The 13034-nt window shown below is 68.9% G+C and carries 13 protein-coding genes and 1 pseudogene; 5 read left to right on the plus strand and 9 right to left on the minus strand.

Annotation, left to right across the window (positions count from 1 at the left end):
* Nucleotides 1–28 precede the first annotated feature (28 nt).
* Nucleotides 29–94 (plus strand): annotated as a pseudogene (locus SACGLDRAFT_RS23075) (hypothetical protein); the annotation flags it as partial.
* Nucleotides 95–193: 99 nt separating this feature from the next.
* Here the strand turns inward: SACGLDRAFT_RS23075 and SACGLDRAFT_RS07480 are convergent.
* Nucleotides 194–1390 carry a GDSL-type esterase/lipase family protein gene (locus tag SACGLDRAFT_RS07480; RefSeq protein ID WP_005463225.1) on the minus strand — a complete coding sequence of 399 codons (1197 nt, stop codon included), beginning with the start codon at nt 1388–1390 and terminating at the stop codon, nt 194–196.
* A gap of 162 nt (nt 1391–1552) precedes the next feature.
* Between SACGLDRAFT_RS07480 and SACGLDRAFT_RS07485 the strand changes: the two genes are divergently transcribed.
* Nucleotides 1553–2428: an oxidoreductase gene (locus SACGLDRAFT_RS07485; protein ID WP_005463226.1), complete on the plus strand. Its 876-nt coding sequence runs from the start codon at nt 1553–1555 to the stop codon at nt 2426–2428.
* A gap of 3 nt (nt 2429–2431) precedes the next feature.
* On the opposite strand, the gene SACGLDRAFT_RS07490 is transcribed toward SACGLDRAFT_RS07485, so the two are convergent.
* From SACGLDRAFT_RS07490 to SACGLDRAFT_RS07500, 3 genes are all read right to left on the minus strand, one after another.
* Nucleotides 2432–3298, minus strand: coding sequence for a GNAT family N-acetyltransferase (locus tag SACGLDRAFT_RS07490; protein ID WP_005463227.1), 867 nt, complete (start codon nt 3296–3298; stop codon nt 2432–2434).
* Between the two features lie 52 nt (nt 3299–3350).
* Complete coding sequence (locus SACGLDRAFT_RS07495) at nt 3351–3653, minus strand: hypothetical protein (RefSeq protein ID WP_005463228.1); 303 nt, start codon at nt 3651–3653, stop codon at nt 3351–3353.
* Between the two features lie 93 nt (nt 3654–3746).
* The gene (locus SACGLDRAFT_RS07500) at nt 3747–4331 is read right to left on the minus strand and encodes an alpha/beta hydrolase (RefSeq protein WP_408640256.1); all 585 of its coding nucleotides are present in this window, start codon (nt 4329–4331) and stop codon (nt 3747–3749) included.
* A 480-nt stretch (nt 4332–4811) separates the two neighbouring features.
* Between SACGLDRAFT_RS07500 and SACGLDRAFT_RS07505 the strand changes: the two genes are divergently transcribed.
* Entirely contained in the window at nt 4812–5246 is a 435-nt protein-coding gene (locus SACGLDRAFT_RS07505; protein ID WP_005463229.1) for a hypothetical protein, read from the plus strand.
* Nucleotides 5247–5268: 22 nt separating this feature from the next.
* Here SACGLDRAFT_RS07505 and SACGLDRAFT_RS07510 read toward each other — a convergent pair whose 3' ends face one another.
* Nucleotides 5269–6246: an Lrp/AsnC family transcriptional regulator gene (locus SACGLDRAFT_RS07510; protein ID WP_005463230.1), complete on the minus strand. Its 978-nt coding sequence runs from the start codon at nt 6244–6246 to the stop codon at nt 5269–5271.
* Nucleotides 6247–6378: 132 nt separating this feature from the next.
* On the opposite strand from SACGLDRAFT_RS07510, the gene SACGLDRAFT_RS07515 reads away from it, so the two are divergent.
* Complete coding sequence (locus tag SACGLDRAFT_RS07515) at nt 6379–7935, plus strand: AbgT family transporter (RefSeq protein WP_005463232.1); 1557 nt, start codon at nt 6379–6381, stop codon at nt 7933–7935.
* Nucleotides 7936–7965: 30 nt separating this feature from the next.
* Nucleotides 7966–9120: a M20 family metallopeptidase gene (locus SACGLDRAFT_RS07520; protein ID WP_005463238.1), complete on the plus strand. Its 1155-nt coding sequence runs from the start codon at nt 7966–7968 to the stop codon at nt 9118–9120.
* 105 nt (nt 9121–9225) lie between these two features.
* Here the strand turns inward: SACGLDRAFT_RS07520 and SACGLDRAFT_RS07525 are convergent, their stop codons facing one another.
* From SACGLDRAFT_RS07525 to SACGLDRAFT_RS07550, 4 genes are all read right to left on the minus strand, one after another.
* Nucleotides 9226–9867: an SMI1/KNR4 family protein gene (locus SACGLDRAFT_RS07525; RefSeq protein WP_005463239.1), complete on the minus strand. Its 642-nt coding sequence runs from the start codon at nt 9865–9867 to the stop codon at nt 9226–9228.
* 110 nt (nt 9868–9977) lie between these two features.
* Nucleotides 9978–10916, minus strand: a complete 939-nt coding sequence (locus SACGLDRAFT_RS21505) for a hypothetical protein (protein WP_005463240.1) — start codon at nt 10914–10916, stop codon at nt 9978–9980.
* 187 nt (nt 10917–11103) lie between these two features.
* Nucleotides 11104–11667 carry a suppressor of fused domain protein gene (locus SACGLDRAFT_RS07540; RefSeq protein WP_005463242.1) on the minus strand — a complete coding sequence of 188 codons (564 nt, stop codon included), beginning with the start codon at nt 11665–11667 and terminating at the stop codon, nt 11104–11106.
* Nucleotides 11668–12243: 576 nt separating this feature from the next.
* Nucleotides 12244–13029 (minus strand): IclR family transcriptional regulator, encoded by a 786-nt coding sequence (locus SACGLDRAFT_RS07550; protein ID WP_005463244.1) that lies wholly within the window; start codon nt 13027–13029, stop codon nt 12244–12246.
* Nucleotides 13030–13034 lie beyond the last annotated feature (5 nt).

A 13034-nucleotide genomic window follows, 5' to 3' on the forward strand; every position in this document is an offset into this window, starting at 1 on the left:
GAAGTTCCGGATTTCCGGTGAGTTGCGAGTGACCTTTGAGGACGGAAACACGCTGTGGGGCCACTCGAACGACGAGTTCGAGACAGGGGCCCTGACCCGGCCGAACGCGTTCGGGATCGCCTGCGTGCCCGGCGGGAAACCGGCGGTGTGGTCGCACTGGAGGGGACTGACCGTGTCGTGCCGGTCCCCACCTTCACCCCCGCTCGGCGAACGGCCCGTCCGGTCCGAAGGCCAGCGCGGCGAATCGCTCGCCGATACGGCGGTGCGCCGCGGCATCCGGGTGAAGCGCGTCGGGCAGCGGCAGTTCGGCGAAGTCCGACTCGCCGTAGAGGTCGCGGCCGTCGAGATAGTGCAGGTGGGGATCGTCGGCTGCGCGCTGCGCCACGATGCGGGCCAGCTCGTCGCGGACGACGTTCAATGTGAGTTTGCCCGCCGCGCGTTCCGTCGGGTCGCCCGTGGCGCGGAACCGCAGCGTTCCCGCGCGCAGGGCGGCGACGTCGAAATCGCCCGGCCCCGGAGTGTCCTCGTGGATGGGGCAGTAGATCGGGGAGACGACCAGCAGCGGCGTGGTGGGATGCCCGTCGCGGACGGTGTCGAGGAAACCGTGCACCGCCGCGGTGAACGCCCGCAGCCGCATCACGTCGCCGCCCACCACGTTGATGCCGAGCTTGAGGCTGATCAGGTCGGCCGGGGTGTCGCGCAGAACGCGGGCGGTGAACGGGTCGAGCAGGGCACTCCCACTGAGCCCGAGGTTGACCAGCTCCACGCCGCCGAGCGAGGCGGCGAGCGCGGGCCAGGTCGTGCTGGGGCTCGCGGCGTTGGATCCTTGGCTGATCGAGCTGCCGTGATGCAGCCAGACCCTGCGGTCCACGCTCGGCGCGGGTTCCACGGGAGCGTCGGTGCGCAGGGCGACCAGGCGGGTGATCTCGTTGTGTGGCAACCAGATCTCCACGTCCTTGGCGCGATCGGGCAGGTCGGTGAAGCGCACGGTGACCACCGAGCCGGGGCGGGGCTCGGCGCTTCCCGTGCCGGGGTCGAGGGTCAGCACGTCCCCGCCCGGCGCGCTCGCCCGCCCGGCCGCTCGACCGTCCACGAGCAGGTCGTACGTCCCGTCCGGGCGACGCGGCGCACCTCGAAAGCCGATCTTGGTGGGAAGGGTGTCCAACTCGATCGTGGTGGCGCGGGTCCGCAACACCAGACGTACCCCCGAGGGCTGGCTCTCCGCCAGGTGCAGTTGCCGGTCGGGGCACTGCGCACGGGCACGGGCGGGCAGCCGATGAGGTAACAGCCCGCGTTCGGTCGGTTCCAGCTCCAGCGCACCGCGCACGAAAGCCGCCGTGATGGGAGTGGTGATCCAGCCGGACGCAGCGGCGCCGTCAGGGGCGTTCATGGCCGCCAGCGTTCCAGACCCATGGGGAAACGTCCTCTCTTTTTTCGGCTCCGACCTCGTCACATCGTCGCGTGAGAGAGATGACAGCACGATCACGACGATGGATACTGCGGATAGCTTTCGCCAGCGAGACGGCATGGGCCGGGAGAGGACGGGAACAGCATGGCCGGCGACACCCTCGGTGGGACGTACACGATGGCCGAGGGGCTCACGGTCCACCGAATGGGATACGGAGCGATGCAGCTCGCCGGACCGGGCGTGTTCGGACCTCCCAAGGACCGGGACGAGGCGATCGCCGTGCTGCGCACCGCCGTCGAGCTCGGCGTCGACCACATCGACACCGCCGACTTCTACGGCCCGCACGTGACCAACGAACTGATCCGCGAGGCACTCGCGCCCTACGGCGACGACCTCCACATCGTCACCAAGGTCGGGGCCGTGCGCGACGAGCAGGGCGGTTGGCCGCACGCGCGGTCGCCGGAGCAGCTGCGCCAGCAGGTGGAGTCGAACCTGCGCACGCTCGGCGTGGACGTGCTCGACGTCGTCAATCTGCGGGTCGGCGGCGGCCCGGACGGACACTCGCCGGTGCCCGGCTCGATCGCCGAACCGTTCGGCGCCTTGGCCGAGATGCGGGAGCAAGGACTGATCCGGCACCTCGGGATCAGCGTGGTCGACGAGGAGCAGGTGCGGGAGGCGCAGTCGATCGCGCCGGTCGTGACCGTCCAGAACTGGTACAACGTCGTGCACCGCGGTGACGAGCGGCTCATCGCGTCGTTGGCGGAGCAGGGCATCTCCTACGTGCCGTTCTGGCCATTGGGCGGATTCAGCCCGATCCAGTCCGAGACCCTGGAGACCGTGGCGAAGGACCTCGGCGCCTCGCCGCAGGCGGTCGCGCTGGCGTGGCTGCTGCACCAGTCGCCGAACATCTGCGTCATCCCCGGCACGTCGTCGGTGGCACACTTGCGCGAGAACATCGCGGCGGCGTCGTTGGAGCTTCCCGAGGACGCGCTCGCGACACTCGACGGCATCGCGGGCTGAGACTCAGCGGTCGAGCCGGAGGTCGGCAACCGCGGCCTCCGGTCGGAAGCCGGCGGAGACGTAGGTGGCGATGCCGCCGACGTTGGAGCTCGGCGTGCACACGAGTGCGCTCGACGCACCCAGCTTCCGCAGGGTCGCCGCGGCGGCCAAGGTGACGGCGCGGCCGTGACCGCGTCCGCGATGGTCTCGGTGCACGCCCATCGGTTCCACGAGCCCCGGCCGTCCCCGTCCCGCCGACCACACCGTCACGGCGGCGACGGCGGTGTCCTCGTCGTCGTAGGCGACCAGGCAGCGCGCATCGGCGTAGGTGGGAGCGGCGGCCATCGCGTACCAGTGCTCGGCGGTGAACGTCGAGCCGTCGAACGCGGCGCGCTGGACCTCGGCGCGGACGCCAGCGCGTTCGGGGCCGATCACCTCCACGCGGGTGGCGGACCGTGGCACCGGGGCCGTGAGGTCGCGACGCAGTGGCGTCCACGGTTCGTGGGGAACCCAACCACGGTCGGTCAGGACCTCGCGCAGCACGGCGTCCGAGGGCGTTTCGAGCGACACCGGCCCCGCGGGCAGCACGCCGCGTCGCGGGTCGGTGAGGTCGTCGGCGAGCTGCCGGGCGAGGCGGTCGTCCCGGCGTGCGTCCGGGGCGAGGGTCAACCGCAGCAGCGTCGCGCCGTCCCGCAGTCCTATCGCGACGATGCGCCCGGCGTCGCTCCAGGTTCGCACCGCGGCGGCCGTCGCCTCGGCCCCGAACCGCCGATACCAGCCGAGGTCACCGGGGTGCAGCTGCCAGGGAGCGGCATCGGACTGCCAGTCCCGCAACACGGCCACCACCGTGTCCAGCGTGTCGACGGTCGGGGTGTCGAGGGTGAGGCTCATGACGCGATCCCACACCGGGAGCCCGAGTCCGCGTATCCCCTTTTCGGCCGGTTCAGGTGTTCCACACCAATGCCGCCAGCACCGCGAACACGGGCAGGCCGACGAGCACGACCTCGCGGAACGGCCGGGGCCGACGCCAGGCGAACGCGTAGGTGAGGGGCGTGCCCATGAGGGCGACCACGGTCATCCTCGGGCCGAATTCGTAGTAGAGCATGTCGCCGTCGGGCGGTCCCAGGGCGAGCACGAGCACGGCCGTGGACGTGACCGCCCAGAGCACCATCGCGCCCAGGGCCAGCAGCCAACCGCGCGGGCGGTGGCGTTCCCGCGTTCGTGGTTCGGGCCGATAATTCGTCATGGCAGGAGACGGTGGGGCGGCGCGTCCCCTCCTGTCTAGCTCGTGGCAGCAACAGGACACCGTGCGCCGGTGGGACGCGCCGCCCGGCGACGGCTACCGCAGGTGCCGGACGAAGAACTGGGTCGCGGCATCCCCCGCCGATTCCGGGACGCCGGTGTGCCCGCCCAGGTTGGCGATCAGCGTTTTCTCCGCCGACCCGAAGGCGTCGAACAGCTCCGGGGCCGCCTGCCGGTCGTTGCGTTCGTCGTCCCACTGCAGCAGCACATGCAGCGGGATGGTGACCCGGCGAGCCTCCTCGGACATCGAGCGAGGCACGAAACTCCCGGTGAACAGGCCGGCGGCCACGATGCGGGGTTCCACCACCACCGCCAGTCGGATGCCGAGGAAGATCACCCCTCCCGAGTAGCCGCACGGGCCGTCGATCCCGGACAGCGCCAGCAGGGCGGCGAGGGCGGCTCGCCATTCCGGGACCGCCTTGTCGACGAGGGGAAGGACGAGGGAGCCGACGATCTCGTCGCCGATCGCCTCACCGGCCTCCAGAGCCCGGTTCAGGCCGCCGCGGGCACGTTCGAGGGCCTCCCAGCGGGGGCGATCCCCGCTTCCGGGAAGCTCGACGGTGGCCGTGGCGAAACCCGACGCCGCGGAGTGCCGGGCCCGAGCCACCAGCCGGGGATACATCCGGGGCAGCCCACCGGGGTGACCGAGCAGGATCAGCGGTGTCGGTTCGCGGCGGACACGGGTGTCCGGAGGAAGCCGGGAATCTCGCCGAGCTCGAATCCGCGTTCGAGGACACTGCCGTCGAGACGGTGCTCGGAAGTGAATCGCATGGTCGTACCTTTCGGAAGCGCTGCGAAACGGCGCTCCCGGACGACCTATCGTCCGACAAAGCTAGCGGGGACCGCCGTGGTGCGTCATCGGATTTCCGCAGGCCCGAACGGTGCGTGCACCGGCCGATGTGGAGGAACCCGGAAACGTCTCGCCGCCGGGTGCGGTGTGATCGCCGAGGTCGAGCCGGTGCGTGGTGCTCCCCACCCGACTTTCCGAACGTCGCGGCGGAGCTGCCCGGCGTGTCATCGAATCCTCATGTAGGCGCCGGGATCGTGGACACCGGGCCGTCCGGGAGGGGACGGCGCAGTTCCACGGAACGGGGAGTCGATCATGAGGGAAGTCAAGGGTCGGGCGCGGATGCCGCTGTCGTTGAAGACCGCGGTGGCGGTTCTCGCGTTTCAGGTGCTGGCCAACACGGCGGTCGGCGTACTGCTGTTCGTCTTCGCGGCGGAGGACATCGAGCACGGAAGGGACGTGCCGACGCTGACTTACGTGCTCGCCGTCGCCTCGCTCGCCATCGGTGTGACGTTGCTGGCGTGCGCGGTGCTGTTCGTCCGGAGGAGTCCGCTCGCGCGACCGATCGTGACGGTGCTCGAGATATTCGGCATGATCAGCGGCTTGATCGGAATCGTCTACGGTGCGCCGCAGGCCGTGGTGGGGCTGGTGCTGTCCTTCCTCGTCCTGCTCCACGTGTATCGCCCGGAGTCGACCGAATGGCTGACGGCGTCTCCCGACACGTGGGAGGACGTCGCGACGGTCGACTGACCGCCGGGACCGGGACGGATGTTCAGTCGTCGAGGCGACCGCCGGTGCGGCCGAGCCAGTAGCGCTTGCGGACCTCGCGGACTACGGACACGTCGAACGTCGCGACGCCGGGAAGGTCCGCGAGGTCCTCGGTCAGCAGCTCGGAGAGGGCGTCCTCGTCGCGGAAGATGCCGTGGTGCACCACCGACGACGTGCCCGCGACGATGGTGACGTAGCGGGCGGAGGGATGCTCGGCCAGTGCCTCGGCGACCGGTTTGACGGAGGCGGGGGTGACGGTGAGGGCCACGATCGCCTCCAGCGCGTAGCCGAGCAGGCTCGGTTCGATCTCCACCCGCGGCCGGACCAGCTTCCGGCGCAGCAGTGACTGCACCATGCGGTAGGCGGTCGACTGGCCGACGCCGAGCTCACGCGCCACCTGCGCGGTCGAGATGCGCCCGTTCCGCCGCAGCAGGCGCAGCGTCGCCCACATGTCGTCGTCGAGTTCGACGGGCTCGTCACAGGGCGGCCCGTCGTTCGCGCTGAGGGCGGCCACCTGTTCGGCACTGAGCCGGGGCAACCGCCACGAGTCCGCTTTCTTGACCCCACGGAGCACGAGTTCGGTGTGCGTGGAACGCACTCCTCGGATCGCGGAGATGCGGTTCAGCAGCTGGTGGACACCGTTCGGCTCCGCGGCCTGCATCGTGCAGAAGACGTCGGCGCGCCCGGCCGTGGTCGCGACGAACTGGGTCTGGGGGATCTCGCTGAGCGCGTTCGCGACCTCGTTGATCTGCTCGGGAGCCGTCTCGACCCACACGTGCCACGGGTTCCCGTGCCCGGTGATCGACCAGTCGAGTTGGCCGATGACCCGCAGCAGCCGAGCGGACTCCAGGCGGGCGAGGCGGCGGCTCACGGTGCTCGACGACCAACCGAGGACCTCCGCGACGCGGGACAGGGGAGCGCGGGGATCGACTTGTAGTGCCGCGACCAGGTCCAGATCTTCCGCGTCGAGGAACACGCTCATGAGCGGAACCTAACATTAGCCCCAGGTGCTGTGAATAAATACTGCAGTTTCAACCCCACTCTTGACTAATCCGCTCATTGTCCTTGTAATTCTCGGAACTTCCCTTCATACGACCGAACGGATGCACTGACCGTGGCCGAGAAGACTGAGACGGTCTCCTCCGAGAAGACCTCCCGTAGCGTGCGCGTGACGCTGCGTGTACTCGCGGGCATCGAGCGGCTGGGCAACAAGCTGCCGCACCCCTTCTGGCTCTTCGTGATCATGGCCGGGATCGTGGTCGTCCTCAGCGCCGTCCTCGACGCGCTGGGCGCCTTCGCCATCTCCCCGACCACCGGCGAACGCGTCGAGATCACAAGCCTGCTCTCCGGTGAGGGCATACAGATGATGATCGGCGAGGCGGTGGACAACTTCGCCGCGTTCCCGCCGTTGGCGCTCATCATCGTGGTCATGCTCGGCGTGGCGGTGGCCGAGCGCAGCGGGATGCTCTCCGCGCTGCTGCGCCGTACCGTGACGCGTGTTCCCCCGAAGTACCTGACCTTCGCGTTGGCGTTCACCGGCGTGTGCGCGAGCGTGCTCTCCGACGCCGCGTACGTGGTGTTGATCCCGCTCGGCGCGCTGGTGTTCAAGGCGGCGGGTCGCAGCCCGATCCTGGGCACGGTCGTGGCGTTCGGCTCGATCTCGGCCGGATACGACGCGTCGGTGCTCGTCACCGCGGGTGACGTCCTGTTCGCGGGCATCAGCACGAGTGCCGCCGACCTCATCGAGCCGGGCTACGTGGTCAACCCGCTGGCGAACTACTTCTTCACGGCGGTGTCGGCGGTCGTCCTCGGCCTCGTCATCACGCTGGTCACCGAGTTCCTGCTCACCAAGCGCACGGCGAACATGACCGTGGACGGCGACAGCAGCGACGACGACCTCGGCGAGATGGAGCTCACCGCCGCCGAGCGCAAGGGCCTGCGCTACGCCGGGCTGGTGCTGCTCGGGTTCGCGGTGCTCATCGCCGCCGCGCTGATTCCGTCCGGCTCCCCGTTCCGCGGTGAGGACGGCGGTGTGCTGACCTCCCCGATCATCACCGGCATCGCGCTGGTGCTCGGCCTGGCGTTCCTCATCATGGGCGCCGTCTACGGCCGCGTCGTGGGCACGTTGCCCAAGGCCGCCGACATCCCGGCCGCGATGGCCACGGGTGTGCGCGACCTGGCGCCGGTGATGGTGCTGTTCTTCGCGGCGAGCCAGTTCATCGCCTACTTCAAGTGGACGTCGATGGGCGAGGTCATCGCCGTCCGAGGGGCGGACCTGCTCGGTTCCCTGGGCGTGCACCCGCTGGTGATGCTTCTCGGTCTGATCGCCGTCGCCGCGGTGATGAACCTCTTCATCACGAGCGGTTCGGCCCAGTGGACGCTGATCGCTCCGGTCTTCGTGCCGATGTTCATGCTGCTGGACGTGCCGCCGGAGACCACGCAGGCCGCCTACCGCATCGCCGACTCCGCCACCAACCTCATCAGCCCCATGAGCCCGTACTTCGTCATGGCGCTGGGCTTCCTGCAGCGCTACCGCAAGAACGCGGGCATCGGCACGTTGATGTCGCTGACGCTGCCCATCTCGATCGTGGTGCTGACGTCGTGGACGTTGCTCTTCGTCGCCTGGTGGCTGACCGGGGTCCCGCTGGGACCGGGCGCGCCCGTGCGCTGACTTCCTCGATAGGCAAGGAGAACCGAAACGATGGCATTGGACGACGTCGCCACCTGGACCAAGCAGGCGCTGCCCGAGCTGACCGACGACCTGCGGATGCTCGTGGAGCTGGAGACCCCCAGCAACGACAAGGCGCTGCTCGACCGCGGACTCGACGCTCTCTCGCGGTGGCTGGTGGACCGCCTCGGCGAGCCGGACGAGTCGGTCCGCCACGACGGTGGCGAGCACGGCGACGCGCTCGAAGCGACCTACACCGGAACCAAGCCGGGCACCGTGCTGGTGCTGTGCCACTACGACACCGTGTGGCCCGCGGGCACGCTCGCGGAGTGGCCGTTCGAGGTGCGTGACGGGCGCGCGAGCGGCCCCGGCGTGTTCGACATGAAGCACGGCATCGTGCAGGCGGTGTGGGCGCTGCGGTGCCTGCGTGAGCTGGACCTGCCGAGGCCGACGGTGCGGTTTCTGTTCAACGGGGACGAGGAGATCGGCAGCCCGTCCGCCCGCCCCCACATCGAACGGCTCAGCGAGGACGCCCTCGCCACCCTCGTGTTGGAGGCGTCGGTCGACGGCGCGTTGAAGACGGCGCGCAAGGGCGTCGGTCTCTTCGACGTCACCGTGGAGGGCATCGAGTCACACGCCGGCCTGGACCCCGAGGCCGGCGTCAGCGCCATCCACCAGCTCGCCGAGCTGATCCCCCGGATCGTCGCCGCCGCCGCGCCGGAGAAGGGCACGACGATCAACGTCGGCCTCGTCGAAGGCGGCAGCGGGCGCAACGTCGTGGCCCGGCACGCGACGTGCGGCATCGACATCCGCGTCTCCGACCCGGCCGAGCAGACGCGGCTCGACGAGATGTTCGCGGCCCTGCGGCCGTCGGACTTCCGCGCGCGCCTGATCGTCGAGGGGCAGTGGAACCGGCCGCCCATGGTCGAGCACGAGGAGTCCCGGAAGCTGTTCGCCGTGGCACGGGGAGTGGCCGACGAACTCGGGTGGGCGAAGCTCGACGGGGTCGCCGTCGGCGGCGCGAGCGACGGCAACTTCGTGTCCGGGCTCGGGCGTCCGGTGCTGGACGGGCTCGGCGCGGTCGGCGCGGGCGCGCACGCCCGCCACGAGCACGTGTTGCTCGACCACATGCCCGCCAGGACCGCGCTCGTGGCCGGAATCCTGACCGCGCTGGCCGACCGGAGCTGAATCGGCGAGCCGGAACGCGGAGAGCGCAAGGCCTCGGCGATCGCCCGCAGCGACGCAGTTCCCGCTGCGGGCGATCGCCGATCCAACGACGCCGTGTTTCGGCAGCTAGTCCGACGCGTACTCGACGGCCGTGCCGAGATCGTCCCCGGCACGGTCACGTCGGAGCTGGACCGCGATCGGTCCCCGGAGACGCATGGCCTCCACCGCGTCAACGACCTTGAGGTTGTCGAGACTGACTTCGCCCCCGAGCTCGAAGAACCGCAACGGGAGGAGCCGCTCGTGGGGCTCCAGTGCTCCGTTCCGATCCTGCCAAACCTTGGCGAGCGTGGCCGTCGCGTTGATGTTCGTCCTGCTCAGCAGCCACGCTGCCCAGTCCTCGAGAGAGTTTCCGACCGGATAACTGCGTGCGTTCTCGGGATCGAAGCGCACGACCTCGGAACCGTTCCTGATCGCGAACTGCATGCCGAGGACGTCCTGACCGAAACAGAAGACGTCGTCGGCCAACCCTTCGAACACCTCCTTCCACATCTCCCCGGAGTTCCATTGGGACAACTCCGGACCGACCCCCTCGTCGCCTACGCGGAAGATCTGGAGACCGGCGTTGAACGCGAAGAATCCGTTCATTTCGGACAAAAGCTCGGCCAGTTCCGCGAGCGGTCCGTGTTCACATCCGAAGTCGACGGACACTGTCGGTCCGAGCGGACCGCGTGCCCTGTCGAGCAGCTCCCGAGTCTTCGTGCCGAGCATAGGGTTTTTCACCGCCGAGTGTCGTTCGTGGGCGCACGGGCCGCCACCGCTGGGCGTGAGGAATTTCGGGTTAGTCGCCATCGGGCCGAGGGAGAAGCCGACGAAAGCCGTCAGGCTTCCGCGAGGCGTTTCCGGAACCAGTCGGGTATCCGTTCGGCACTGCGCGGGAACAGCTCCAGTTCCTTCGCGAAGCTCTCGGCCTCCGCGTTCCACGGCGGCTCGTTGTTCCAGTTGTAGAAGACCTCGTAGGTGCGAGGCCGACGCATCCGGAAGAACGTGGAAAGCCAGGCTCCGTCGCCCTCGCGGTACATGCCCACCCGGAGTTTCCAGAAGATCCCGTCCACGTCGCGGGGAGGCTCCCAGCCGATCGGCTGGCCGTTCGAGTCCTTCACACCGACCCGAAGCTCGACATGGCGACCGACGCACATGTACTCGAGCACGATGAGAGCCCAGTCGTCCGGAGCGGAGTCGAGCAGCACGGAAGCCAGCTCGTCCAGAAGTTCCCGCTGTCCTTCCGGCCCCAGCCCACCGGGCCGCGACGTCGGTGTCCTTCCCACTTCGTCCGATGTGTCGACCTCGGGGCCGGGATCGGAGGCGGGCACGTTGTTGTCGGAAGCGGCGGCCTCCTCCAGACGTTCGGCCAACCAGCTCGGGACGTGATCGACATCGCGAGGGAAGGCTTCGTGATCCAACGCGAACACCGTGGGCGGGACCGGAGGCGACCACTTCGGGTCCTCCGTGAAGTTGAACTCGAAGTCGGCGTCGCTGCCGGGTCGCAGCGTGAGCCGCAGGGAGAACCAGGTCCCGACCCCGGGTTCGTACATGGCCGCGCGGAGCTGCCGGAGGAGCCCTGAGAGCTCCTGCGGTGGTGAGATCAACAGTTGTTTCCCGGATGAGGTGGAGCCGCCGAGTTCCAGCTGGCAGACCGTGCTGCTGGCGCGAAAGGTCACCTGAAGCTCCGCCCATTCCGGCGGCAGGTGCGCGGCGAACGCGTCGGAAATTGCCTTTTTGAGGTCCTCGACCTCGTGAGTTGGTTGGTCGTTTGTCATCTCTTGTGGTTCCTCCCGCGAGACGGTTGAAGGTGGGAGCGGAGGGGTGGGTCGATGGAGTAGTTCCGCGTTTCCGAATGGCCCGACACGCGGGCAAGCGAGTTTTCGCCAGAACCCATTCGGGCGCGAATCCCGTTCGGGTCCATCGCATGGCACGCGATGTAGGTCACGGGCGACATCCAGGGGATCAAACGGCCGACGGACGGCGGATGTCGAAGAGGTTGGTCCGGTTCTCCCGGAACTTCTCGAAGAGTGCTTCCGAACCTCGCTCCTTGACCAGTTCGTGCTCGTTGGCGGTGATCGGGATCAGCGAGATGATCTGCAACTTGGCGGCGTCTCGGCTGGGGAAGAGGTCGAAACCGCCCCCGAAGTACGGGCTGGGGTGGACGAGGACGGCTCGGATCTCGGTCTCGTCGATGATCGGTTCCTCACTGCCGACGACGACTCCGTAGTCGAGGCCGCGCCCGTTGCGGAGGATGATCGACGCCATCGTGTCCACGAGGTAGTGGGCGATGTGCGCGTGTGCTTCCCACAGGGTGCAGACGAGTTCTTCCGGCAACATCGAGGTGATCTGCTGGAACCTCAGCCCGTTCGTGGCCACCGTGGTGATTCCGGGGTCTTCCCTGTGGAAGACGACCAGGTCGTAGCCTCGGTTTCCCTCCTCGGAGCGGGCGGACTCGATCTGTCGGATGGTGCCCAAATAGGACTTGAGGTGTTCGAGCAATTCCGTCTGATTATCCGATGTGGACATGTTCGGTTCCGATCGTCGTTGAGCGTGAGGACGGGTGCGACCAGGACGCGGAGCGCTCGCGGAGCCGGAGCGGGATCTTCTCCGGACGGCGTGGGAACATCTCCAACTCCTCCCGGAAACGTTGGTCAGGAGGCGATACGTCCCGGTCCGGCTCTTCGTCCCAGCTGCAGAGCACGGTGAAACGCGTGGTGCCCGGCAGGTGGTATTTGAGGGAGGTCCAGGTCTCCTCGCCCTCGGCGTGCCTGTTCTTCCGGAGGTCGGCGAAGAACGATGTGGTGTCCACGGGAGGCGTCCGGGCACGAGACTGTCCCAGCACCGTCAGCAGTTGTGAGTCGAGTTCGATGTAGGTGCCGACTGAGCGGGTAAGTGAGTTCGGCCTCGCTGGAGTCGATTCGGCACCGAATTCTGTCCGACTCCACCGCGTGGTGCGCGACGTATGTCATGTTCCCCCAGGCGTCCGTGTCGTGGTTCGGGTTCCCCGGCTTCCGGACGCGGCCATCGTACAGGTGGCCACTCCCAATTGATCACTCCCCGGCGGACGCGGGGCGAAGTCGTTTCTCCGGACGGCGAAGCCGATCACCCGGAGCGCCCGGCGACGCGGGCGGTGAGTTCGGTGGCCGCGGCCCGCACCTCGGCCGCCAGCTCCGGCCACTGCTGCCCGCACTCGGTGTCGCCGTCGCACTCGTGACGGAACGTCACGCTGATCGCTGCGATCGGCCTGCCGTCCGGGTTGACCACCGGCGCGGCCACCGAGGCGAAGCCCTCCGTGACGTAGCCGTCCTCGATGGCCCAACCTCGGCGGCGTTCCACCGTCAGCAGCCGCCGCAGCTTCGGCAGATCGCTCGGCCCTCGGCCGGTGCGGAGCACGAAACTCTCCGTGCGGGGGAACAGTGCGCGCACCTGGGCCTCGGGAAGGTGCGCCAGGATCGCCCGGCCGGACGCGGGTAGGTGGGCGGGCAACCGCACGCCCACCTCCGTCACCAGCCCCAGTGGCCACCGCGGCTGCTCCCGCAGCAGGTACAGCGTCTCGGCACCGTGCAGGACCCCCAGGTGGGCGGTGAGGTCGATACGGGAGGTGAGCTTGCGCAGCAACGGCCGGGCCAGTCCCTCCAACGGGTCGTGCCGCAGGTAGGCCGCTCCCACCTCGAAGGCTGCCACCCCGAGGCCGTACCGGCGCTGCTCGGGCAGATGGGTCACGAAACCGGCCGCCGACAGCTCGGCCAGCAGATGGTAGGTCGTGGATCGGGGCAGGCCCAGCTCCCGCGCCACCGAGCTGGCCGTCACCGGCTCGGCCTTCGCCGCCAACAGCCGCAGCACCGCCAGCCCACGCCGCAGCGCGGGCACGTCACTGCTTTGACCCATCACAT

The sequence above is a fragment of the Saccharomonospora glauca K62 genome (assembly GCF_000243395.2).
In the GTDB taxonomy this organism is placed as follows: Bacteria; Actinomycetota; Actinomycetes; order Mycobacteriales; family Pseudonocardiaceae; genus Saccharomonospora; species Saccharomonospora glauca.

Coding starts and splice junctions, on each gene's coding strand:
- SACGLDRAFT_RS07485 (WP_005463226.1), top strand. CDS start 1,553: ATGGCCGGCGACACCCTCGGTGGGACGTACACGATGGCCGAGGGGCTC.
- SACGLDRAFT_RS07550 (WP_005463244.1), bottom strand. CDS start 13,029: ATGGGTCAAAGCAGTGACGTGCCCGCGCTGCGGCGTGGGCTGGCGGTG.
- SACGLDRAFT_RS21505 (WP_005463240.1), bottom strand. CDS start 10,916: ATGACAAACGACCAACCAACTCACGAGGTCGAGGACCTCAAAAAGGCA.
- SACGLDRAFT_RS07500 (WP_408640256.1), bottom strand. CDS start 4,331: ATGTATCCCCGGCTGGTGGCTCGGGCCCGGCACTCCGCGGCGTCGGGT.
- SACGLDRAFT_RS07520 (WP_005463238.1), top strand. CDS start 7,966: ATGGCATTGGACGACGTCGCCACCTGGACCAAGCAGGCGCTGCCCGAG.
- SACGLDRAFT_RS07480 (WP_005463225.1), bottom strand. CDS start 1,390: ATGAACGCCCCTGACGGCGCCGCTGCGTCCGGCTGGATCACCACTCCC.
- SACGLDRAFT_RS07540 (WP_005463242.1), bottom strand. CDS start 11,667: ATGTCCACATCGGATAATCAGACGGAATTGCTCGAACACCTCAAGTCC.
- SACGLDRAFT_RS07510 (WP_005463230.1), bottom strand. CDS start 6,246: ATGAGCGTGTTCCTCGACGCGGAAGATCTGGACCTGGTCGCGGCACTA.
- SACGLDRAFT_RS07505 (WP_005463229.1), top strand. CDS start 4,812: ATGAGGGAAGTCAAGGGTCGGGCGCGGATGCCGCTGTCGTTGAAGACC.
- SACGLDRAFT_RS07490 (WP_005463227.1), bottom strand. CDS start 3,298: ATGAGCCTCACCCTCGACACCCCGACCGTCGACACGCTGGACACGGTG.
- SACGLDRAFT_RS07525 (WP_005463239.1), bottom strand. CDS start 9,867: ATGCTCGGCACGAAGACTCGGGAGCTGCTCGACAGGGCACGCGGTCCG.
- SACGLDRAFT_RS07495 (WP_005463228.1), bottom strand. CDS start 3,653: ATGACGAATTATCGGCCCGAACCACGAACGCGGGAACGCCACCGCCCG.